This window comes from Candidatus Accumulibacter sp. ACC005 (assembly GCF_907163215.1).
Lineage (GTDB): Bacteria > Pseudomonadota > Gammaproteobacteria > Burkholderiales > Rhodocyclaceae > Accumulibacter > Accumulibacter regalis.
The window spans coordinates 1-21,958 of sequence record NZ_CAJQUB010000009.1; the positions used below are offsets into that span (position 1 = coordinate 1).

Below are 21,958 nucleotides of genomic sequence, written 5' to 3' on the forward strand. Positions count from 1 at the left end.
CCGGCGAAGGCCGCAGGAGGCGGGCGAAAGTGAAGGGTAGCCGCCCTGGCTGGCCGACCCAGTTGGGTGGAGAAGAGGTGGACGAACCAGTCCTTGGGCGCGGCTGGGCAAGGGTCATGCGTACCGACCCCGGGACTGGTGAGGGGGGGGGACAGAACCGCAGGATTAGGTCTTCGTCGAAGGGCGAATCGGGGACTGGGCCATTTCTGGCCGGACGGGCAAGGGTGGGCTATTAAGGCAGGCTAAGTCGCCAGGCATAATGGGCGACGGGACGCTCCTGTCGAGTGGCCTGCAACGGTAGCATTCAAGGGACCTGTTGCCGCACATAACCATCGACCGGGTTTATGCGGGCAAATTGTTTGCGCGCGAGCGCTGGGTTGAACAGAATCGCCGCGGTTCAACTCGGCGGATCTAATCGTGCGGCCGAGGATCAGGTCGCGCTTCGGCGGGGCAATGGGCACACCACGTTGTCGCTCCGTCTTGCGGGACGAATCGGATGGTCGTCGCGCATATCGGTGATTCCGCGTCTCTCATCGCTTGCGGGGTGGGACGAGGTTCGTGGCTTGACGCGCGACCTCCTTGGTGGCAAGGAACAACTAGACCTGTGTCCAAGATATCGGCGACGAGGCGGCGCTACCGGTCAATCGCAATCTGGTGTCCCGTGCCGTCGGGCGTCGATCCGCAGGTAGAGGCAGAGGTGCACACCACGTGGTCACCCGGGTTGACGTTTATCCTGATTCTGAATCTGGGATGGCCTCTACGACTTCTGGAAAGCCCAGCCGAGATTTAAAACACTGCGGAGATGTTCGGCGCCCAACCTTGGACCTTGCGGCAGCCAAGTTGATACAGATCGCCAACGGGACACAACGAGTGGAGACGGGTGACAACATTCTCGGGGTGGTGGTCAAGGTTCTTGAGGGAGTTCCCCGCGACTCCCGGGGCGATGGGTCCGAAACTCTTGTCATGGTTTAGATAAGGATCGAAAAAGAGTGCGTGGCAAAGGCTCATACTCAGCATGGATGGTTCTGGTAATCCAAGGAGACCACGCGGCTCAAGTCGAGGCATGAGTATGGTCCCGCAAGGCGCATAACGACATCCAGATCGACAACATGGCGATCAGCGGTGAACATGCAGCAGTGGTGACCATACTCAATGATTCCTTCCTCGAGGACCTGAACCAGTACCAACGGTACGCTGGTCAACGGCCAGTCGGTCAAGAAGCATTTCCTCAAGGACGGTGATGTGATCGAACTGGGCAAGTACAAGATGAAATACCTCGCCGCGCGGTAACCCAGGGCGATACGGCAGACTACGACAAAAGCATGTTGTTTCAGTCCGGGCCGCTCCCGATTGTAGCCACTCTGGGCGATCCCATGGTCGCTGCAGCAGGGCACAGGTCGGTTGCCGCAGTGGCCAGCGCGGCCCCTTCTGGCGCGGCATCCAGTTGCTCAATGGCGCCAACGCTGGCCGACAACTGTTGCTGACCAAGGACGATGACCACGCTTGGCAAGCCTGGCTTGCAGGTGGCAGTGATCGCCAGGAAGCCGAACGGTTTACTTCCTGACGCACGTTGAGGGCGCCAGCTTTCCGACGGTTGAACGGAAAGACCATTGGCGCGCAGGCCCATCCTCTGGCGACCATGATGTGATCGAACTTGACGGTGTGAAAATGCATTTCTCCATCAAAGTCTGATGGGCGATCATTGCTGCCTGCGCGGAGCCTCTGGGCGCCGGCGCAACGGCAGCACGGCAGCAGGTCCCAAGAACGGAGGGGTGCGGCCGGAGCGATCATGAAAGGTCAGGGTGCTGGGCTGTAGTGGCGGAATTGGCGGGCGCCACCTGCGGACGACGTCAATGCTCGTCGACGATGACATCCTGGTCGATGCAGGAACCGGGGTCGCCGATCTGTCGCGTTCACAGCTGGCCTGCATCGACCATGTCTTTCTGACCCATTCGCATCTCGATCACATTGCTTCGCTGCCATTGCTGATCGATTCGGTCAGCGACCTGCGCGCGAAGCCACTGATCGTCTATGCGACGGCCAGACACCGGACATCATTGGCCAAAGCTATTTTCAACTGGGCCATCTTTGGGCTGATGTCAGTGTTCATTTCCGAGTCGCGTCACCGGTAAGCCCAGTACCAAGCCGTCGATATTGGCCACTCGTCGCCTCGGCTAGCGAACGTCACGCAGTGCCCGCCGAGGCATACCCGTTCCAGCGGTTGGTTATCAGCTCGGACCTCGGGGTCTGGAAGTCTGGTGTTTACCGCGGATACGACCGTCAATGGGAATCGTTTGGCCGGTGGGTCAAAACGCATTTTGCTAATCTTACGCATCTGGTGATCGCAACGGCCTTCGCCAATCGGGAAAAGCGGCTGGCAGAGATTTCGATCACACCTTTGCCCGAGGTATTGCTCGCCGGCGCACTGCGCAAGCTAGGCGATCACTGCAGAGATCCATATCAGCCAATCTCAAAGCCACCGGACAGGCCGAAAGGACCATGGCCGAGATTTCAGGCCTGTGCCGGGCCCAATTGCGGCCGACGAGTTGCAGAATCAAAATCAGGTTTCGAATTCTGAGGTCTTGCCGGTAGGGGCCACAGGATGAGGATCGGAGCGCCGCGTGGTGTGTCCGGCGGGCGCATCTTCAGGAATAGGCATCGGCTAGCCTGAAGCGGGCGTCCACAAATGGTCCTTGGCGGAGTGGCATGGGGCGACCACCAGGGGCCACCAGTCGACGCCGATTTCCGGGTCGTTCCACAGCAACAGCGCTCGTGTTCCGGCGCGTAATACTCGGGTCGTCTTGTAGAGAAAATCAGCCGTTTCCGAAAGCACCAGGAAGCCGTGCGCGAAGCCGGGTGGAACCACAACATGCGTTGATTCTCGTCGGAAAGCTCGACTCCCTCCCAGCGGCCGAAGTGCGGCGAAGAGCGGCGCAGATCGACGGCGACGTCGAAGACCGCGCCGCTGGTGACCCGTACCAGCTTCCCTGTGGTTGCAGAAGCTGATAATGCAGCCCGCGTAACACGCCCTTGCGCGAGCGGGAATGGTTATCCTGGACAAAATTCAGGTTCAGTCCCAGGGCAGCGAAAGCCTTGCCGTTCCAGCTCTCCAGGAAGAAGCCGCGAGCGTCGCCGAAAACCTTGGGTTCGACGATCATCACGTCGGGCAGGCGGGTGGAAATCAGTTTCATCGGTCATGCGCTCGCAGGAAGTTAAGGGAGCGAGTGGCGGGCAGCAGTCACCTTGCCAGTGGCGGCGGCAGGAACAGGCCTTACTCGTCCAGCAGCGCCAGCAGGTACTGCCCATAGAGGTTCTTCTTCATCGGTTCGGCCAGTGCTTGCAGCTGTTCGGCGGTGATACAGCCCTGGTGGAAAGCGATCTCCTCCGGGCAGGCGATCTTCAGGCCCCTGCCGTTTTTCGATCGTCTGAATGAACATGCTGGCTTCGAGCAGTGACTCGTGGGTGCCCGTATCCAGCCAGGCATGGCCCACGCCCCATGATCGAAACGCCCAGTTCGCCCCATTCCAGGTACTGGCGGTTGACGTCGGTGATTTCGAGCTCGCCGCGTGGCGAAGGCTTCAGACTGCGCGCCACGTCGACCACCCGATCGTCATAAAAATACAAGCCGGTGACGGCGTAGTGCGATTTCGGTCTGGCCGGTTTCTCTTCCAGGCTGATGGCGCGTCCCTCCTTGTCGAACTCGACGACGCCGTAACGTTCGGGATCATGGACGCGGTAGGCAAACACCGTTGCACCCTGCTGCTGCTGCGCATTCACGGCCTGCAGATCGTTGGCAATCTCGTGCCCGTAGAAAATGTTGTCGCCGAGCACCAGCGCCGAAGGTCCGTTGCCGACAAAATCGGCGCCGATGATGAATGCCTGCGCCAGCCCGTCCGGGCTTGGCTGCACCGCGTACTGGATGTCCAATCCCCATTGCTGGCCATCGCCCAGCAACTGCTGGAAGCGCGGCGTATCGATCGGCGTCGAGATGATCAGAAAATCGCGAATGCCGGCCAGCATCAGCGTGGTCAGCGGATAGTAGATCATCGGCTTGTCGTAGATCGGCAACATCTGCTTCGATACCGCCAGGGTCGCCGGGTAGAGGCGGGTGCCGGAGCCGCCGGCGAGGATGATCCCCTTGCGCCGTGGCAAGCTGTTGCCGAGCGTCGAGTGGCCGAGCGTCGTAGTCATTTTGCGATCCTGATGTAAAGGCCAGCTCAAGTCGGTGACGAACTGGCAAGGCGCCGTGGCGCGCGCTGCTGGCGTCAAGTCAATCAGCCAACGGGGAGCAGTATACCGATTGCAGGCTGCGCGCAGGAGGCACTATTTCACCGTTGCTTGCACCTTGCACCCTGCGCACCGGCGGACGCCTTTCCGGGACGTTCGCGACGATCGCCCCGGCTTCCCTGCGGCCAAGCGCGGGTTGTCTTGAGTTACGATGGCTTGATGACTAATGCACATATCCCATCAGCGCAGGCCGGCAGCGCAGCCGTCGAGCCGCCGGAACTGGAACTTGACGTCGTGATCGAGGTGCCACGCGGCAGCTTTCTGAAACGCGGCTCCATCGGCCGCATCGATTTCGTTTCGCCTTTTCCCTGTCCGTTCAACTACGGCTCCGTTCCCAACTATCTCGGGCTGGAAGGCGACCTACTCGATGCCCTGGTACTCGGGCCGCGCCTGCCCGTCGGCACACGCATTCGGGTCAAGGCCTGGGGCGCGGTAACGCAGACCGACCGCGGCATGGTCGACGACAAGCTGGTGTGCTGCACCCACCCGCCGACCCCTGCGCAGAAAGCGTTCGTGCTCCGCTTTTTTCGGTTTCTACGCCAAGTGCAAGGGCCTGCTCAATCTGCTGCGCGGTCGGCCGGGGCGCAACGGCTGCGATGGCTGGTGTTCAGCCGCCCAGGCCATGGCTCGGGCGCGCCCGCGGCAGCAGTCCTGGAAAGGGTCGGCGGTCAAATACTGAAGCGCACTGACGAGCGAGCGGGGGCTCTTCTCGATATCCCCACCCTGCGGCTATCCCGTTCTGACGCCGGCTGCCTGTCCCGTATCAGTTGCCGGTCAGCATGAAGCGCGAGGCCAGCGGCGGGGAGCGGGGACAACGCCGTCATGGAGAGCTTCGTCATGAACCTCAAGAGCGCGCGTGGCCGGCCGCCCGCAGGCACAGAAGTCGACACGCGCCCAAGCAGGCCCGCGGCAACTGATTTGTGTATAGTGCTTCCATCGCGGCGGTTGTCGCCAGACCCTCTCCCGGAGTGCGCCTTGAACGTCCAGTCCCTGCTCGCCAAGTCGATGACCAGCGGCACCCTGCTGCTTGTCCTGCTGTTCTCGGCTTGTTCCGAAAATCTGCTCTTGAGCTACGGCGACGACACGAATTTCCTGCTCTTGATCACCCGAACTCCGAAAAAGCCATTGCCGATGTTCGTGCCCGCGCCGAAGCCCTATGCGCGGGGCGCAAGCAACTGGCTGTCAAGACGGAGAGTGTCTGCTCGCTCAGCAACTGTACGACGAACTATCAGTGCATGGACAAGGCCGGCGTCGCCAGGGACGCGCATTGAGGGGGGATTCGCGCTTCAGCCCTGTTTGAGGGCGACGATGACGGTGCCGGGGGTGAGGACGTGCCCGGCAAAGCGTAGTGGTGGTATTGCTCGTGCGCCATTGATCAGCAGTTTTTTCAGACCGCCAAGCTGTTCGCTGTCGATCATGTCGAAGCGATCCAGGCAGCGAAAGCCGTGCTTTTCCAGGTAGGCAACGAGCGAATAGGACGTGAACCAATTCACTGCCGGGTAGGTGGCGTGGTTGGCGATCTCCGGTCGTGTGCTCACGGCGAGGCGCTCGCAGTGGTGTTTCAGGACGCCCGGATACCAGCTGTACAGGGGCAGGGAAAACGCTTCCTGCAGCGGGCACAGACGGTTGGTCGTACTGAGGAAGAGCAGGCCCCCCGGCTTCAGCACGCGCGCCGCTTCAATGAGGCAAGTTCGCCAGTCCGTGACGTGTTCCAGGATTTCCGTGAGCAGGCTGACGTCCATCGAGCCATCATCGTAGGGAAGCTCGGTGGCCGAGCCGACCTTGAACGCGATGTCAAACTGCTCTTGCCGCGCCCGCCTCGCGGCAACTTCGATCAAGGCCTCATTGACGTCTATGCCGTGGACACGATGTCCCGACTGCGCCCACAAGCGGCACTGAGTGCCGGCTCCGCAGCCGATATCGACGACTTCCAGCGTGCGTGCGGGGCCGTTCGCTTGGGCGAGGAGCGTGAGGGCCTTGTCGCGTACGCGGGTAAAGCGCTCGAGAGTTTCGCAGGACAGGCTTTTTCGCGCGTAGTAGTTGAAGAAATCCGGGTGGCTGGAATGGTCCCAAGCAGCGCGGTTGGTGCTTGTCGATGTGCTGTTGGCCATTCCAGTCATTTCCATGCAGGTCTGCACCGCCAGCGCGGCGTGCCGTGGCTTGTGTTGTCGAGCCGGGGCGAGACAAGGGATCGTGTGCGGTGGGCAGCGCGGAAGATCGCCAGGCGATCTGTAGAGGTCACTATAGAGTATTTCTATCGGGATGGGTATATGTCCTGGCGGCCGGTATGGGCATGCCGGTGCGCGCCTCGGACAGCGGACGACGCTCCACGGTGCAAAACGACTACCGCGGGACGACGGCAGCGCCGCCAGCGGATGGCTGCTACGCAGCCGCATCGGGCATTTGTTATCCGGGTGGGGGAAAGAGCGGGTGTCCGCGCTTTTCCCTGGCGGCGCGATTGACGATGTCCACCCGCCCAAGTCTGTTCGTCGAGTACGTGGCGGTCCTCTGAAAAGGCAGAAAGGCAAATCTATCAGAGCGCTATGCTTGGCCGCGGGAAGGCTTCCCGAGAGTGAGCGGCGATCTCGCCACCGCCACGACGACGGCATCAAAGTTAATAGCAGCGAATCGTTTCGGGGCTGGAACACGATTCATTCTTCTGTGGTAGATTGCCGCAGGAGGAACGACATTGGCAGAACGCAAGTTACGTTACGGCGTCTATCTTGGCGCTGTACAGCGCCACAAACGACGGATCAGCTTCGCCGCGCTTCTGGAAGCCGAGCGCTTACGGCCCAAGGGCCCGCCGTTGCGGGCCATTGATCTGCATCGTTTGCTGACTCCTTACGTTTCTGTCCGCTTCAGCGAACAGCTGCGCGCAGTCCTGCCGCTGGCGCTGATGCTGATCGGTTTTCAGGCACTTGCTTTACGCAGCTCGCTGCTCGACGCCGAGTCCGTCGCGCTGGGTATCGTGGCGGTCATGGTCGGTCTGATGTTCTTCATGGAAGGGGTCAAGATCGGCTTGATGCCCTTCGCCGAGAACGTCGGTTTTCAGATGCCGGGCAAGACGCACCCCACGGTCTTGCTCGCTTTTAGCCTGCTGCTGGGCGCCGCCGCAACCTTTGCCGAGCCGGCGATCGGGGCGCTGCAGGCTGCCGCCAGCGCCATTTCTCCCGAGCGTTCGCCGTGGCTGCGCCAGCTGCTCGGCCCGTATGCGCATTGGCTGGTGCTGGCGGTTGCCGGCGGCGTTGGCCTGGCGGTGAGTCTGGGGATGCTGCGCACAATGTTCGGCTGGCAACTCAAGACCATGGTCCTGCTGATCATGCCGCCGACTCTCGGCCTGACCGCCTGGTGCGCCCAGCAGCCGGAGCTGGCGCCGATCATCGGCCTGGCCTGGGACTGCGGCGCGGTGACCACCGGTCCGGTAACCGTGCCGCTGGTACTCGCGGTCGGCGTCGGCGTGGCCGCCTCTACGGGGCGTAGCGATAACCCGCTGTCGGGGTTCGGGATCGTCACCCTGGCGTCGATTTTCCCGATTCTTGCCGTTCTCGGCACGGCCATCTATCTCACCGGGCTGGGCGCCGAAGCGATGCTGCCGGTGCTGCCTCCGGCGGTCGATGGATGGTACAACCGAACGCCTTTTGCCGAGATTCTTGGTGCATTGCGGGCCATCGTGCCGCTGGTTTTGCTGCTGGTACTGGTGCAGACGCGCCTGCTCGGGCAGAAGATTCGCCAGCACAACATCTTTATCTATGGCGTGGCCATGGCTCTGACCGGCATGTTGCTCTTCAATCTCGGTCTGACCGCGGGGCTGGTGGCCCTCGGCGAGCAAGCCGGCAACAACGTTCCCTGGGCCTTCTCGCCGCACCGCGACACCGGCGCGCCGGCGCTCTATCCGTTCGCCCTGGGAATTGCCATGACCCTGACCTTTGCTTTCGCCATCGGTTTTGGCGCAACCGTCGCCGAGCCGGCGCTCAACGCCATGGGCATGACAGTCGAGAACCTCACCGACGGCGCGTTCCGCAAGCGCATGCTGATCCACGCCGTTGCCATTGGAGTCGGCGTTGGCGCCGCCCTCGGGGTTGCCCGTATCCTGTTTCACTTGCCAGTGTGGATGTTGCTGCTCGGTGGTTATACGATTGCGCTGGCGTTGACCGCCGTTTCGCGCGAAGAGATCGTCAACCTCGCCTGGGACAGCGCCGGCGTGACCACCGGACCGGTGACCGTGCCGCTGTTGCTGGCCCTGGGCATCGGCCTCGGCGAGGTGGTGGGTGCTGCCGAGGGCTTCGGCATCCTCGCCATGTGTTCGGTTGGCCCGATCATCTCGGTTCTGGCTACTGGCCTGTGGATCGACATGAAGACTCGCGGACACAAGAGAAGGAGCAATAAGGCATGAGCAATAAGAATGAGTTGATTGTCCTCACCGATGTGATGTTGATCACGGTCATTGTCCAGCGCGGGGTCGCCGATCAGGTGGTCCAGGTCGCGGTTGAAGCCGGTGCCCAGGGAGCGACCGTTTTCCATGCGCACGGGACTGGCGTTCGCCAGAAGCGTCTCGGCATCCTCGGCCTGACGGTGAACACCGAAAAGGAGATCATCTACATCGTCGTGCCGTCGGAGCAGGCGGACACCTTGTTCGAACGTATCTTCGTTTCGGCAAAGATGGACACGCCGGGTATGGGAATCCTGTGGATGACTCGACTCGACAAGATGTCCACTTACGTCCCGCATGATGTGGCGGCCCGCTTTGGCGTGCACACCGAGCGTGCCGGATGAGCGTCCTGGCGCACATCGGCTACGGCGTCGAGAAGAAGCTGATCACGGCGATTCTCGTCAGCGGCCAAGGCATGAAGCTGATGAAGCTGCTCGAGAACGAAGCTGGCGTGCTGTCGGTCACCCATCACCATGCGCGCGGTACCGGTCGGCGGCAGCCCGGCACCCTTCGCTGGAGCGAGCAGGACGTACTCATGGTGCTCGTCGAAGCACCGCAGGCGGACGCGGTCTTCGCGCAGGTTTTCGCGGCGGGGGAGCTTGGCGAGCCGAATCGGGGCATTATCTTCATGGAGCCCGTCTGCCGTGGCCATCCGATGATGCCTTTCGACGTTTGACGCCGGCCAGCGGCGTGCCGCGGTCGACCGTTGCCGTGGTTCCGCGACCCGCAGCCTCTTGCTACCATTGGCGTGGCTCGATCTGAACCGTGCCTTGCCCGGCTGCGCGGCAAGGACAAGAATGCCAGCGGCTGTCGCGCCGGGCGTACGCCTACCCCTGGCGAGCCTTGTCGGTCGGCGAACCCCGGCCGACGACCTCTGTTGTCAAAACCACTCTCCACTGGGACGGACTTCACATGCCTTCATTTGATTTTTCTTCAGAAGCCGATATGGCGGCCCTGCACAACGCGGTAGACGTCACCAAGCGGGCCATCGACAATCGTTACGACTTCAAGGCGACGAGTGCCAAAGTCGAGTTGAACGAGAAGGACAAGCTGATCACGCTGCACGGCGACTCGGATTTTCAGCTTGGCCAGATCAAGGATCTGCTCTTTCCCGCCATGGAGAAAAAGGAGCCTCTTGCAAAACTCCCCCGCGGGAACTGCTGAGCCGCGGGATTCGCTCTCTGGGAGCGATTTTTGTCGCGAGGGAAGCTGCCTTGGCCGAGCGGCTAACCTGATGGCATTATTTGTCTCATTGGGGGCAACGACCGCCCTGCATCATCGGATGCACCGCGGTCGGAGAGGAAACACAGGCGGTCATTCTCGTAATCGCATCAACTGGTCGGCGGTCAGAGCCAGGATACCGAACATCAAGTGTGCCATCACCTTGGCGTCGCCCTTGACCATGATGGTGTTGCCGCCGAATTCGTCCTTGAGCCGCGCATTGCTGCGCTCGGCGACGGTGCGTTCGTTGTAACGAATGGCCTCGGCCGGTGCGAATTCGATCTTCTCGCCGCGACGCGGGTTGTGATCGATCAGCGGAACGTGGCCGAGACTCCGGCAGTGCTCACGCAATTCGGTGCTGCAATAGGCCGCATCCATGACATCGTAGAGGTTGGTCACCCGCTCGGCACTGATCAGTGATAGCGGGATGGCGGCACGGCTGTCGTGCATCGAGGCGCTTGAAAGCAGCGCCGCGATGGGCACGCCACAGTCGGCGGTGTCGAGATGCAGCTTATAGCCGTTCCAGCTGACCTTGTAGCCTTGGGCGTTGCACTTCGTGCCGCGATCACACGCCGTCGGAATCTCATCGAGCATTTGCGCCAACGTCTGCCCGCGTTGGCGCTGGATCGGCGACTCCTTCGCGGGTGGTCGTGTCTCGCCGCGCCGAGGGCGGCCACGTCTCTTCGCCGGTGGCGGCGTTTCTGCCGCTGGCGCACTCGCTTCGGAAGGGCTCTCTTCCTTGGGGAGCACCGAGGGCTGCGCCGCCGGGACCTCTTCGGGCACGGCCGCCTCGCTCCGGGACGGATGTTCGCGTCCTTCAATGGCCGTGCCGTCGCGGCTGATATGTCCGATCAGTTCATCCCCGAGATGTGCCTTGACGAGGGCTTCATGAACTCGCAGGCCCAACTCCCCCTGGGCAAACTCGTCGAAGGCACGCGAGAAGGTGGCTTCAGAAGGCAGTTTCTTGCACAGAGGAAAGCCACAGATGCGTCGCAGCGCACGGTCTATCGTCAGGCGCTCAATCAGCCCTACCGTGGTATTCAGCCCCAATACCGACTTGGCCACGAAAGCGTTCGCCAGCCACGCCCGCTCTACCGGCGGACGCCCCACGCCACACCAGTTTGATCCCGTGAATTCCTCAATGCGCACCCATTCCAGGATGTGCACGACCTTCTCCAACTTCGGTGTCAGCGGACCTTCAGCCCTTAACTCGGGCAGCAGTTCGTGCTGAATCACGTTCCATCGTTGCATGATCAGGTCGCGTTGGGTAGTATCCATTTTGCAGGCGTTATGATGTTGGTCTTGAGAAACCCATCATGCCAGAAATGGCCGCCTGCGTCCTCCGCTTTCGCCCCCAGCGGCAAAAAAATCAGCCCTGCAGTGTCAGTCTTGCAAGAGGCTCAAAGGAGAAAGAGAGCACCAAACGCCTGGATGCCCAGCCGGTTCAACAGGTTTCGGGCAACAAGGTCAAACAGGAGCTGAAGATCAAGATCGGCATCGAGTCCGAGCTGGCGAAGAAGATCGTCAAGCTGATCAAGGATTCGAAGCTCAAGGTGCAGGCGTCGATTCAGGGCGATGCGGTGCGCGTCAGTGGTGCCAAGCGCGACGAACTGCAGGCCTGCATCGCCACGATCACCAAGGCGATCACCGATTTTCCGATCAAGTACGGCAATTTTCGCGATTGATTGCCGGCTCGCCACGACGCGGCTCGGGTCGGCCGCGGCGCGGTTCCCGGTTCACGCGGCAGTTGGCGCCCCTCGGCAAGCACCGAGGCGTCGTCACGCGTCGCGACGAACTCCCTTTGCCGCGCATTCTTGCCGCAACCCGGGCCCCCGTTGTGCTACCCTAGCTGGTTCTCGTTCGTGCCAGAAACGCGCCGTTGGGCGCTCTGCAACCGCGGACAGCCGATGACTCTTGTGTTGCGAGTCCAGATTTTGAAAGCATTTCCGAGTCGTTTCTTGCAGCGTCGATTTACTTGCCGACTGTGCAGCAGTGCTTCCTGCCGTCGCGGCCTTCGCCATGTATAAGCCTGGCGATACTCACGAGCCGGTGGAGCGAGTCGAACTGGGAGTTCTTTCCTGGACCGAGGAGTTGCGCCGGGTGGCGATGGCGGTCAGCAAGAAGGATCGCAGTCCAGCCGCCAATCGCCAGCGCCTCTTCTATCTTCTGCAGTGGACGACAGACGCGCGCGGTTTCGGGGTGACCGTTAACAAGGGCCGCGATCCGGAGAGTGCCGAGGAGTTGTGGAGCCTGGATCGTGCGTTGAGCAAGCCGCCGCGTTTCGTCAGCGACGAGGATCGGGTGATTCTTGGCCTCCTGTGGAGCGAGCGCTCGTTCGATACCGGCCTGCGCGCCTTTGGCCTCGGCCCCGTGCATGGCAGCGAAGTGCTGCGGCTGATGGCCGAGACTGGCCGTCTGTGCCGCAGGGACGACTTTTCCAGCCTGACGCTGGCCGTGGCGCGTCCAGCCGCGCTCAGTTGGCGGATCAACGAGCAGGGGCGTCGGGTGCCGCTGCTCACTCCGGAGCCGGGGGGCTGTCTGGTCGTCCCCTTGCCGGCACCCTGGTACATCGACCTCGACAGGCGACTGATCGGGCCCTTGCAGGTCGATGGCAATCCGGCAGTCGTTGCTCGCCTGTTCTCCTTGCCACCCCTCTCGGCCACCGCCGCCGCGCTGGTCGGCGAGGCGTTGAGCGAACCGGCACGCGAATTGCCGAGCGCTGCCGAAACCGCGAGCGTCAATCTGCGCAGCATCGTTGCCGATCCCGTTCCGGTGCTTCGCCTGCAGACGCTGAACACGCACGGCAACCGCAGTTGGCGAGAATACGCAGCCACTTTCAGCGGTGGCGCTTTCGACGTAGCCTTGCCGGTCTTTCGCTACGCCGATGTCGAGGTGAAACCCGACGATACGCGCGATTTCTCGATCCTGGCGAGCGGCGAGATGGTTCGTATCGAGCGTAAGCGCGCGCGCGAAGCGCAGTTGATGGACGAATCCGCTGCCTGCGGTCTCGAGAAGGTCCCCGGCTACGTGCTGCAGACTTTCGGCCGGCCGCCGGACAACGCCTACGGTCTGGCGCTCGAAAGCCACTGGTCGCCATTCATGCACGACGAGTTGCCGCGTCTGCGACGTGCCGGCTGGCAGGTCGAGTTTGCCGATGATTTTCGCCATCGTCAGCTCGAAGTCGAGGCCTGGGATGCCGATCTCGTCGAGTCCGAGAATGGCTGGTTCGACCTCGACATGGGAATCTTCGTCGAAGGCGAGCGCCTGCCGCTGGCGCCACTGCTGGCCACCCTTTTTCGCCGTGACGCACGCTGGCTGGATGTCAGCCTGCTGGCGGAAATTGCCGACGACGACATGATCGAGCTGGTAACGCCGAGCGGGCAGCGCGTGCGCGCTCCGGCCTGGCGCTTGAAACCGCTGGCGGCGACGCTGATCGACCTCTTCGACGGCTTTTCCGGTGGCACGACGCTGCGCCTGTCGCGCTTCGACGCGCCGCGTCTGGCCGAGCTCAACGACGACCGCCGCTGGCAGTTCCGGGGGCAACGCGATGTCCTGGCGCTGGCTGACCAGCTGAGCGCCGCGCAGGGAATTGCGCACATCGATCCACCCGCCGGGCTCGGCCTCGAATTGCGTCACTACCAGACCGAAGGGGTCGCCTGGCTGCAGTTCCTGCGGGCCCAGAACCTCTCCGGGATTCTTGCCGACGACATGGGCCTGGGCAAGACCGCGCAGACGCTGGCGCACCTGCTGCTCGAAAAGGAAGGCGGGCGGCTCGATCGCCCGGCCTTGATCGTTCTGCCGACCTCGTTGATTTTCAACTGGAAGAACGAAGCCGCACGGTTTGCGCCTGGCCTGTCGATCCTCTCGCTGCACGGACCGGAACGCAAGAGCCGCTTTGCCGAGATCGCGCAGCACGACGTGGTGCTGACCACCTACCCCCTGCTGTGGCGTGATGCCGGGCAGCTGACCAAGCACCGCTATCACCTGCTGATTCTCGACGAGGCGCAAACGGTCAAGAACGCGCGCAGTCAGGGCGCCGAGGTGGTGCGCAAGATCACCACCCGGCATCGCCTGTGCCTGACCGGAACGCCCCTGGAAAACCACCTCGGCGAGCTGTGGAGTCAGTTCGATTTCCTCTTGCCCGGCTTTCTGGGCAGCAACCAGAACTTCACCAAGTACTGGCGGACGCCGATCGAAAAACAGGACGACGGGCAACGTCGCGAGCTGCTCTCGCGCCGACTGCGCCCCTTCATCCTGCGTCGCAAGAAAGAGGAGGTGGCGCGCGAGCTGCCCCCCAAAACGATCATCGTGCGCAAGGTCGAACTCGCCGGTAGCCAGCGCGATCTGTACGAAACGGTGCGCGTGGCGATGGACGAGAAGGTGCGTGTCGAAATCGCCAGCAAGGGTTTTAATCGCAGCCAGATCGTCATTCTCGATGCGCTGCTCAAGTTGCGCCAGGTTTGCTGCGATCCGCGCCTGGTCAAGGCCAAGGCGGCACAGAAAGTCAGGGAGCGTGCGAAGCTCGATCTGTTGATGACCATGCTCCCGGAGCAGGTCGAGGAGGGAAGGCGGATCCTGCTCTTCTCGCAGTTCACCAGCATGCTGGCGTTGATTGAGAGGGAACTCAAGCTGGCCGGCATTGGCTATGTTCTGCTCACCGGCGACACCAGGGATCGCGAAGAGCAGATCGACCGCTTTCAGGGCGGTGACGTGCCGGTTTTCCTGATCAGCCTGAAGACCGGGGGGGTCGGACTCAACCTGACCGCTGCCGATACCGTGATCCACTACGATCCCTGGTGGAACCCGGCGGTGGAGAACCAGGCCACCGATCGCGCCCATCGTCTCGGGCAGGACAAGCCGGTGTTCGTCTACAAGTTGATCGTCGCCGGCAGCATCGAGGAAAAGATCCTCGCCCTCCAGGAACGCAAGGCGGCACTTGCGGCGAGCATCCTCACGGCAGACAGCAGCGTGCGCGCCAAGTTCGGCAGCGAAGACATTGCCGCGCTTTTCGCCCCGCTTCCCCATTGAAGCCTTGGTGCCGCGGCGGCTGCTGGCGCAGTTTCTTTCCTTTGCCCTGATCGGTGTGCTCGGTACGGCAGCCCATTTCGTCGTTCTCTACGCGCTCGTTTCGTGCTTTGACTTTGGCCCTGTCCTGGCGTCGAGCCTGGGCGCCGCGAGCGGAGCGTTGCTCAATTACGGGCTCAACTACCGCTGGACTTTTCGTAGCCGCAAGCGGCATCGCGAGGCACTGCCCAAATTCATTGTTGTCGCCGGTGGGGGCTGGTTGCTGAACGCGCTGCTCATGGCTATCCTGTTGTCCCGACTCGACATTCATTATCTGCTGGTGCAGCTTGTCGTGACCGGCCTGGTTCTGGTCTGGAACTTCCTGGCCAACCGCTTCTGGACTTTCGGCGGGCTTTGAGAGGTCGGGTTCAGGGCTGACGGCCGCTGGCCGATGCTTGCCGAGCAGCCGAAAAGGACTGCTTTTCCATCCAACCTCGCCAGGTGCCGTCGATGATCGCAGAACCACAGATTTGCCAGCCTTCGCCCGCAGCGGTGGCTGAACACCCGCGCCTCAGCCCGCGAGCGGACGATGCCCTGCCCAGTATTTCGATCGTCGCGCCTGCTTACAACGAGCAGGAAGCAATCGCTGAGTTTCACCGGCGGGTGAGCGAGGTCCTCAGGGCCATCGGTGCTCCCTACGAACTGGTGCTGGTCAATGATGGCAGCACCGACCATACCCTGGCGCTGATGCACGCCTTGCAGGCGGACGATGCGCAGGTGATGGTGGTTGACCTGTCGCGAAACTTTGGCAAGGAGATCGCGCTCAGTGCAGGCCTCGACCACAGCAGCGGCGAGGTGGTGATCGTTCTCGATGCCGACTTGCAGGACCCCCCCGAGCTGATTCCGGAGATGCTCAGGGGCTGGCGCGAAGGCTACGACGTCATTTACGGCGTGCGCAGCCACCGCGACGGGGAAAGCTGGCTGAAGAAGGCGACGGCCCACCTCTTCTATCGACTGATCGGCAGCGTCAGCCGCGTGGAAATACCGCGCGACACTGGCGATTTCCGTCTGATGACGCGGCGCGTGGTACGCGAGCTGTCGCGGCTGCGCGAGGAACATCGTTTCATGAAAGGGCTGTTCGCCTGGGTGGGCTTCCCCTCCCGGCCGCTCGTCTATCGGCGCAGTCCGCGCCTGGCCGGGAGCACCAAATGGAGTTACTGGAAGCTGTGGAACCTGGCGCTCGAGGGAATCACCTCGTTCACCATCGGGCCGCTGAAAATCGCCAGCTACCTGGGGCTCTCGGTCGCCTTCCTGTCTCTGTTGTACGCCGCCTTCGTGATCTGGAAGACCTTGATGTACGGTGACCCGGTGCGCGGCTACCCGTCGCTGCTGGTGGTGGTGCTGTTCCTTGGCGGCGTGCAGCTGATCTCGGTGGGGGTTCTCGGCGAGTACATCGGACGGATTTTCAACGAGGTCAAGGGACGTCCGCTGTATCTGGTCAATCGCATTATCCCCTCGCAGTTGCACACGAAGACGAGCGCTTCCCCGCCCGAGGCGCGCTGATCGTCGCGCGCCACATGCTGGTCCGGCGGTGGTGCCGGCTGTGCGCGGCCAGCGGGCGATCGCCTTGCAGCGTGATAAAATCGCCGCTCTATGGAACTCGTGATCAACGGCGAAAGCCGCCAATTTCCCTCGCCGCTGACGGTCGCCGAACTGGTGGCCGCGCTGCACCACGCGGGCAAGCGGATCGCCGTCGAACGCAACGGCGACATCGTTCCCCGCGGCCGGCACGCCGAAACGGCGCTGGTTGACGGTGATCGTATCGAGATCGTCGTTGCCGTCGGCGGTGGCTAGCCTCATTCGGAAGAACAGGACGCATGCAAGCTTCTCCCCACAGCCTGACGATTGCCGGCAAGACCTATCGTTCGCGTCTGCTCGTCGGCACCGGCAAGTACAAGGACTTCAGCGAAACGCGAGCGGCCATCGACGCCTCCGGCGCCGAGATCGTCACCGTCGCCATCCGGCGCACCAACATCGGCCAGAACGCCGGCGAGCCGAACCTGCTCGACGTGCTGCCGCCGGCGCAGTTCACCATCCTGCCGAACACCGCCGGCTGCTATACGGCTGCCGACGCGGTGCGCACCCTGCGCCTGGCGCGCGAACTGCTCGACGGTCATCCGCTGTGCAAGCTGGAAGTCCTGGGCGATCCGAGCAACCTATTCCCGAACATGCCGGAAACGCTCAAGGCGGCGGAAACGCTGGTCAAGGAGGGCTTCGAGGTGATGGTCTACTGCGCCGACGACCCCATCCAGGCGACCATGCTCGAGGACATCGGCTGCGTCGCGGTGATGCCACTGGCTTCGCTGATCGGCTCGGGGATGGGCATCGTCAATCCCTGGAATCTGCGCCTGATCATCGACAGGGCCAGGGTGCCGGTGCTGGTCGACGCCGGTGTCGGTACCGCCTCGGATGCGGCGATCGCCATGGAGCTGGGCTGCGACGGCGTGCTGATGAATACCGCCATCGCCCACGCCCGCCAGCCACTGCTGATGGCCAGCGCCATGAAGAAGGCGGTCGAGGCCGGGCGCGAGGCCTTTCTCGCCGGGCGCATGGCGCGCAAGTTCTACTCGGCCGATCCCTCGTCGCCGACGACCGGTCTGATCGGTTCCTAGGCGTGGACGATCAGCAGGCCGAGCGCAGCGTCGATCGGCCCGGGCATATCCGCAGCTTCGTGCGCCGCCAGGGGCGCGTCTCCGCCGCCCAGCAGCGCTATCGCGAGCAGATGATGGGCAGCATCGGCGTTCCCTACGTCGCCGAGCGCGTCGATCTCGACGCACTCTTCGGACGTTCGGCGCCGCAGATCCTGGAAATCGGTTTCGGCATGGGCGAGACTTCGGCGGCGATTGCCGCCCGCCATCCCGAGCAGGATTACCTGGGCATCGAAGTGCATACCCCGGGCGTCGGCAGCCTGTGCAAGCTGATTGCCGAGATGGGACTGGCCAACCAGCGCATCATCCAGCACGACGCCGTCGAGGTGCTGCGCGAAATGATCGCCCCCGCGACGCTCGCCGGCGTTCACGTCTTTTTTCCGGATCCCTGGCCGAAGAAGCGCCACCACAAGCGGCGCCTGCTGCAGCCGGCGCTGGTCAGCCTGCTGGCCAGCCGCCTGCGCCCGGGTGGCTACCTGCACACCGCCACCGATTGGCAGGACTACGCCGAGCAGATGCTCGCCGTGCTGTCGTCCGAGGCGCTGCTCGAAAACACCGCGCCAGGCTTTGCGCCGCGCCCGGACTATCGCCCGCAAACCAAGTTCGAACAGCGTGGTCTGCGGCTTGGGCACGGCGTCTGGGATGTGGTTTTTCGGCGCCGGCCGGAGAACGTCCCGCCGCGGTCACTCGAGGCGGAAAATGACCGGCAGGATCAACTCGCCTGAATGCGCCCAGTCTACCCTGCCCATTGCCCATGCCGCGCGCACGGCGGCGTTGTCGAGAATCGCGTGGCCGCTGCTGACGCCGACATGAACGTCGCTGATGCGTCCGCTTTCGCTCACCGTCAGGATCAGGCGGACTTCACCCTCGATGCCACGGGCGACGGCGTCCGGCGGGTAGTAAACATGTTCCGAGAGTTTTCGTTGCGCCGCCTGTACGTCCCGTCTGGCGGCTGCCCTGGCCTCCGGTTGGCTGCGCCGAACGACAACTTTCGGCGGCGGTGGTGGCTTGACCGCTTCCTCGGCGCTCGCCACGGTGTCCTTCAACAGCGGCTCGGCGCTCGCTTCCGGTTGCTCGGCCGGCATGCGTAGCCGGGCCTGCAGTGCGGGCGGTGGTGGCGTGCCGTGCTTGAACGCTTGCGGAAGGAGGAGGCTGGCGTGCAGCGCGAGCGACAGGGCGAGGGCAAGAATCAGGCTGGACGGCATGGGCCTGCCATTGTGAACCAAAAAGCGGGCAACAGAACACATGCAATCGAGGCGGCGAACGCTGCCCGGTCGGGAGGGAGAAAGCGGATGAGCTACGGCGAGCGTTTCCTGGGCTGCACGGCGCGCCGATGGCTGCTGCTGGTCTGCTGGCTGCTGGCCGGAGCGGCCGTCGCGCAGGCGCCGGCGCCGGACCCAATTACCTTTGGCTACGCGATCGAGCGTGGCGACCTGCGCACGGTGACCCGCTGGCTCGACGAAGGGCTGGACCCGGAGTACCAGGCCGCGCAGGTGGGTAGCGGCCTGATGGTCGCCGCCTGGCACGGCAACGTCGAGATGATGGCCCTGTTCGTCGCCCGTGGCGCCGACCCGCGGCGCAGCAACCGCAACGGCGAGCAGCCCCTGCAACTGGCGGCCTGGGGCGGGCATCTCGAAGCGGTGCGCTGGCTCCTGGATCATGGCGCGCCCCTCGAACGCCAGGGAAACAACTGGGGGGCCCTGCATTACGCGGTGTTCAACGGCCACCAGCAACTGGTCGAGGAACTCATTGCGCGTGGGGCCAACGTCAACGCCGCTTCGCCGAATCTGTCGACGCCGCTCATCCTGGCCGCGCGCGAAGGCCGCGACGATCTGGCCCGGCGGCTGCTCGAAGCAGGGGCCGATACGCAAGCCAGGAACGACTGGGGCGACAGCGCGCTGACCATGGCCATGCGTTACGACCATCTGCGCCTGGCGAAAATGATTTCGTCGCCGGAGGAATTCGAGATTGCGGTCAAGGCGCCGAAGGAAAGTTTCGGCCAAGCCGTGCGCTCGGCGGCCGTTCCGCGCGAGATCGACGAAATCCTGAAGGAAATTCGCGCGGCGGAAGCCGAAGGGCGGCCCAGCGTGGACCTGCACAGGAAGCTCCTGGCGACCGCCAAGGCCCTGCAGAGTGCCCACCCCAGGCCCGCAGTCCAGAAACCGATGCCGCGGCCCTACATGCCCCCGTCAATGGTCATCACCGCCCGGCGCGGGCAGCCGGGTGCCGAGCGTGCGCAACTGATGGTCGATGGGAAACCGGCCGCGGTCGGCGCAGGCAAGGCGGCGAGTCCTGTCAAGCAGTCGCCGGCGCAAAGGGCGGCAGCGGTTCAGGTCGCCGATTTGCTGCGCCAGATTCGCCTCGTCGAAGCGCAGGGGCAGCCGGCAGACGACCTTCGCGAGCAGCTCTACCGGGCGGTCGAAGGCATTCAGTAGTCGCCGGCGCCAGCGTGGCGCGGTCGGTTCACGTCAAGCGCGGTCGACGAGAAAGCGTTCGAGCAGCTGATTGAGGAAACGGCGCCCACGGTCGCTCGGCGCGATGCGTTGCGGCTGTCGCTCGATCAGGCCCTCGCGCTCGGCCTGGCGCAGCTCGTTCTCGATGCTGAGCAGCGGCAGGGAGGTGCGCAACTCGAACAACTGCTCGTCGAAACCCTGGATCAGGCGCAGGGCGTTGATCATGAACTCGAACGGCAGGTCGGCGGCGGCGACGGCGAACTCCTGCTGGATCGGCGTTCCCGCCGCTACTTTGGCCAGGTACTGCTCGGGACGTTTCCAGCGCATCTGGCGCAGGACGCGGTCGTGCAGCGTCAGTTTGCCGTGCGCGCCGGCGCCGATTCCGAGGTAGTCGCCGAAATGCCAGTAGTTGAGGTTGTGCTGGCACTGCCGGCCGCTGCGGGCGAAGGCCGAGGTTTCGTAATGCGCGTAGCCGGCGGCGGCCAGGCGGGCTTCGATGGCGTCCTGCATGTCGGCACAGGTGTCGGCTGCGGGCAGGGTCGGCGGCTGCGCGGCAAAGGCCGTGTTCGCTTCAATCGTCAACTGATAGCACGAGAGGTGCGGCGGGGCGAAGGCGAGGGCGACATCGAGGTCGGCCAGGGCTTCGCTCAGCGTCTGCCCGGGCAGGCCGTAAATCAGGTCGATATTGAAATTGTCGAAGTGTCGGGCGGCAATCTCGATCGCCTGCCTGGCTTGGCGATCGTCGTGGGCACGGCCGAGCGCCTTGAGGTGGCGCGGGTTGAAGCTCTGGATGCCGATCGACAGGCGGTTCACGCCAGCGGCGCGAAAGGCGGCGAATTTTCCGGCTTCGACGCTGTCCGGATTGGCCTCCAGGGTGATTTCGCCGTTGGGCAGCAGCGGCAGCCGGCTGCGCAGGGCAGTGAGCAGCCGATCGACGGCCTCGCCGGAGAGCAGGCTGGGCGTGCCGCCACCCAGGAATATACTGTCCACCCGACGTCCCCAGACCGTCGGCAGGGCCGATTCGAGGTCGGCGATCAACGCCGTGACGTAGTCGTCTTCGGGAATCGCCGGCACTCGGCGATCGCCCTTCTGTGCCGCTACGGCATGCGAGTTGAAGTCGCAGTAGGGGCACTTCTGTACGCACCAGGGAACATGGACGTAGAGCGCCAGCGGCGGCGGCTTGCGAAAGTCGATCTGTCGCTGACCTGTCGCTGCAGCGTTGCGGGCCGGGACCAGCGGAATGATCCTGCGCCCCGTCCGCTCGGGCATCAGCGCCGTGCCAGCAGGCGCTCGACGAGGCGGGCCAGCGCCTGGCCGCGGTGCGAGCGGCGGTTCTTTTCGGCGGCGTCGAGTTCGGCGGCGCTCTTGTCGAGTTCACGGACGTAGAACAGCGGATCGTATCCGAAGCCGCTTTCGCCACGGGCTGCCGTGAGGATCTCGCCGTGCCACTCGCCCTCGGCAATGATCGGTTGCGGGTCGTCGGCGTGACGGACGAAAACGATCACCGCAACATAGTGAGCGGCGCGCTGGCGGCTGTTGCCGAGTTCGGCCAGCAGCTTTTCGTTGTTGCGTGCGTCCGATCGCGGTTCGCCGGCGTAGCGCGCCGAGTACACGCCAGGCGCACCGCCGAAGGCCTCGACACACAGGCCGGAGTCGTCGGCCAGCGCCGGCAGACCGGTCAGCTGCGCTGCGTGGCGCGCTTTGACCAGGGCGTTTTCGACGAAGGTGCAGTGCGGTTCCTCGACTTCGGGAACGTCGAGCAGACCCTGCGGAACGAGTTCCCAGCCCAGTGGGGCGAGAATGGCGTCGAGTTCCTTCAGTTTCTTGGTGTTGTTGGAAGCGAGGACGAGTTTCAT

Annotated in this window: 19 protein-coding genes and 4 pseudogenes; 15 read left to right on the forward strand and 8 right to left on the reverse strand. The window is 63.5% G+C overall.

Features of this window, described 5'->3' with window-relative positions; all coding sequences use genetic code 11:
* Nucleotides 1-1,194 precede the first annotated feature (1,194 nt).
* Complete coding sequence (locus tag QZ613_RS21140; RefSeq protein ID WP_366144459.1) at nucleotides 1,195-1,290, forward strand: hypothetical protein; 96 nt, start codon at nucleotides 1,195-1,197, stop codon at nucleotides 1,288-1,290.
* Between the two features lie 563 nt (nucleotides 1,291-1,853).
* Nucleotides 1,854-2,132, forward strand: a complete 279-nt coding sequence (locus QZ613_RS10945; RefSeq protein WP_291982431.1) for an MBL fold metallo-hydrolase — start codon at nucleotides 1,854-1,856, stop codon at nucleotides 2,130-2,132.
* 530 nt (nucleotides 2,133-2,662) lie between these two features.
* Here the strand turns inward: QZ613_RS10945 and QZ613_RS21145 are convergent.
* From QZ613_RS21145 to rfbA, 3 genes and pseudogenes are all read right to left on the reverse strand, one after another.
* Nucleotides 2,663-2,866 (reverse strand): dTDP-4-dehydrorhamnose 3,5-epimerase family protein, encoded by a 204-nt coding sequence (locus tag QZ613_RS21145; RefSeq protein ID WP_366144460.1) that lies wholly within the window; start codon nucleotides 2,864-2,866, stop codon nucleotides 2,663-2,665.
* Nucleotides 2,821-3,191, reverse strand: a pseudogene (gene rfbC / locus QZ613_RS10950) (dTDP-4-dehydrorhamnose 3,5-epimerase); the annotation flags it as partial. The gene QZ613_RS21145 and the pseudogene rfbC, both read right to left, overlap by 46 nt.
* An 80-nt stretch (nucleotides 3,192-3,271) precedes the next feature.
* Nucleotides 3,272-4,191, reverse strand: a pseudogene (rfbA, locus tag QZ613_RS10955) (glucose-1-phosphate thymidylyltransferase RfbA).
* 237 nt (nucleotides 4,192-4,428) lie between these two features.
* On the opposite strand from rfbA, the gene QZ613_RS10960 reads away from it, so the two are divergent.
* On the forward strand, nucleotides 4,429-5,070 hold the full coding sequence (locus QZ613_RS10960) for an inorganic diphosphatase (protein WP_366144456.1): 642 nt from the start codon (nucleotides 4,429-4,431) through the stop codon (nucleotides 5,068-5,070).
* A 503-nt stretch (nucleotides 5,071-5,573) separates the two neighbouring features.
* Here QZ613_RS10960 and QZ613_RS10965 read toward each other — a convergent pair.
* Nucleotides 5,574-6,413, reverse strand: coding sequence for a class I SAM-dependent methyltransferase (locus tag QZ613_RS10965; RefSeq protein ID WP_291982433.1), 840 nt, complete (start codon nucleotides 6,411-6,413; stop codon nucleotides 5,574-5,576).
* Between the two features lie 563 nt (nucleotides 6,414-6,976).
* Here QZ613_RS10965 and QZ613_RS10970 point away from each other — a divergent pair.
* From QZ613_RS10970 to QZ613_RS10985, 4 genes and pseudogenes are all read left to right on the forward strand, one after another.
* Nucleotides 6,977-8,680, forward strand: coding sequence for a DUF1538 domain-containing protein (locus tag QZ613_RS10970; protein WP_043565119.1), 1,704 nt, complete (start codon nucleotides 6,977-6,979; stop codon nucleotides 8,678-8,680).
* Nucleotides 8,677-9,060, forward strand: a complete 384-nt coding sequence (locus QZ613_RS10975) for a P-II family nitrogen regulator (protein ID WP_043565122.1) — start codon at nucleotides 8,677-8,679, stop codon at nucleotides 9,058-9,060. Before QZ613_RS10970 ends, QZ613_RS10975 begins: the two co-directional genes overlap by 4 nt.
* Entirely contained in the window at nucleotides 9,057-9,392 is a 336-nt protein-coding gene (locus QZ613_RS10980) for a hypothetical protein (RefSeq protein ID WP_043565123.1), read from the forward strand. The genes QZ613_RS10975 and QZ613_RS10980 overlap by 4 nt, the downstream gene beginning before the upstream one ends.
* A 236-nt stretch (nucleotides 9,393-9,628) precedes the next feature.
* Nucleotides 9,629-9,847: pseudogene (locus QZ613_RS10985) on the forward strand (DUF520 family protein); the annotation flags it as partial.
* Nucleotides 9,848-10,030: 183 nt separating this feature from the next.
* Here the strand turns inward: QZ613_RS10985 and QZ613_RS10990 are convergent.
* Nucleotides 10,031-11,215, reverse strand: a complete 1,185-nt coding sequence (locus QZ613_RS10990) for a transposase (protein WP_291982436.1) — start codon at nucleotides 11,213-11,215, stop codon at nucleotides 10,031-10,033.
* A 125-nt stretch (nucleotides 11,216-11,340) separates the two neighbouring features.
* Between QZ613_RS10990 and QZ613_RS10995 the strand changes: the two are divergent.
* The 7 genes and pseudogenes from QZ613_RS10995 to trmB form a co-directional block, all read left to right on the forward strand.
* A pseudogene (locus QZ613_RS10995) lies at nucleotides 11,341-11,622 on the forward strand (DUF520 family protein); the annotation flags it as partial.
* Between the two features lie 334 nt (nucleotides 11,623-11,956).
* Nucleotides 11,957-14,965 (forward strand): DEAD/DEAH box helicase, encoded by a 3,009-nt coding sequence (locus tag QZ613_RS11000; RefSeq protein WP_043565182.1) that lies wholly within the window; start codon nucleotides 11,957-11,959, stop codon nucleotides 14,963-14,965.
* Between the two features lie 7 nt (nucleotides 14,966-14,972).
* Nucleotides 14,973-15,359, forward strand: coding sequence for a GtrA family protein (locus QZ613_RS11005; protein WP_291862455.1), 387 nt, complete (start codon nucleotides 14,973-14,975; stop codon nucleotides 15,357-15,359).
* A gap of 92 nt (nucleotides 15,360-15,451) precedes the next feature.
* Nucleotides 15,452-16,504 (forward strand): glycosyltransferase family 2 protein, encoded by a 1,053-nt coding sequence (locus QZ613_RS11010; protein ID WP_291900942.1) that lies wholly within the window; start codon nucleotides 15,452-15,454, stop codon nucleotides 16,502-16,504.
* Between the two features lie 90 nt (nucleotides 16,505-16,594).
* On the forward strand, nucleotides 16,595-16,795 hold the full coding sequence (gene thiS / locus QZ613_RS11015; protein WP_043565126.1) for a sulfur carrier protein ThiS: 201 nt from the start codon (nucleotides 16,595-16,597) through the stop codon (nucleotides 16,793-16,795).
* Between the two features lie 23 nt (nucleotides 16,796-16,818).
* Nucleotides 16,819-17,613, forward strand: coding sequence for a thiazole synthase (locus QZ613_RS11020; RefSeq protein WP_043565128.1), 795 nt, complete (start codon nucleotides 16,819-16,821; stop codon nucleotides 17,611-17,613).
* Nucleotides 17,614-17,615: 2 nt separating this feature from the next.
* Complete coding sequence (gene trmB, locus QZ613_RS11025; protein WP_043565130.1) at nucleotides 17,616-18,374, forward strand: tRNA (guanosine(46)-N7)-methyltransferase TrmB; 759 nt, start codon at nucleotides 17,616-17,618, stop codon at nucleotides 18,372-18,374.
* Here the strand turns inward: trmB and QZ613_RS11030 are convergent.
* Complete coding sequence (locus QZ613_RS11030) at nucleotides 18,333-18,854, reverse strand: energy transducer TonB (RefSeq protein ID WP_291982438.1); 522 nt, start codon at nucleotides 18,852-18,854, stop codon at nucleotides 18,333-18,335. The two genes, trmB and QZ613_RS11030, sit on opposite strands and share 42 nt — an antisense overlap.
* An 87-nt stretch (nucleotides 18,855-18,941) precedes the next feature.
* Between QZ613_RS11030 and QZ613_RS11035 the strand changes: the two genes are divergently transcribed.
* Nucleotides 18,942-20,084 (forward strand): ankyrin repeat domain-containing protein, encoded by a 1,143-nt coding sequence (locus QZ613_RS11035; protein ID WP_291862466.1) that lies wholly within the window; start codon nucleotides 18,942-18,944, stop codon nucleotides 20,082-20,084.
* A gap of 33 nt (nucleotides 20,085-20,117) precedes the next feature.
* Here the strand turns inward: QZ613_RS11035 and hemW are convergent, their stop codons facing one another.
* Nucleotides 20,118-21,371: a radical SAM family heme chaperone HemW gene (hemW, locus tag QZ613_RS11040; protein WP_291862469.1), complete on the reverse strand. Its 1,254-nt coding sequence runs from the start codon at nucleotides 21,369-21,371 to the stop codon at nucleotides 20,118-20,120.
* Nucleotides 21,371-21,958, reverse strand: a complete 588-nt coding sequence (gene rdgB, locus QZ613_RS11045; RefSeq protein WP_043565134.1) for an RdgB/HAM1 family non-canonical purine NTP pyrophosphatase — start codon at nucleotides 21,956-21,958, stop codon at nucleotides 21,371-21,373. Before rdgB ends, hemW begins: the two co-directional genes overlap by 1 nt.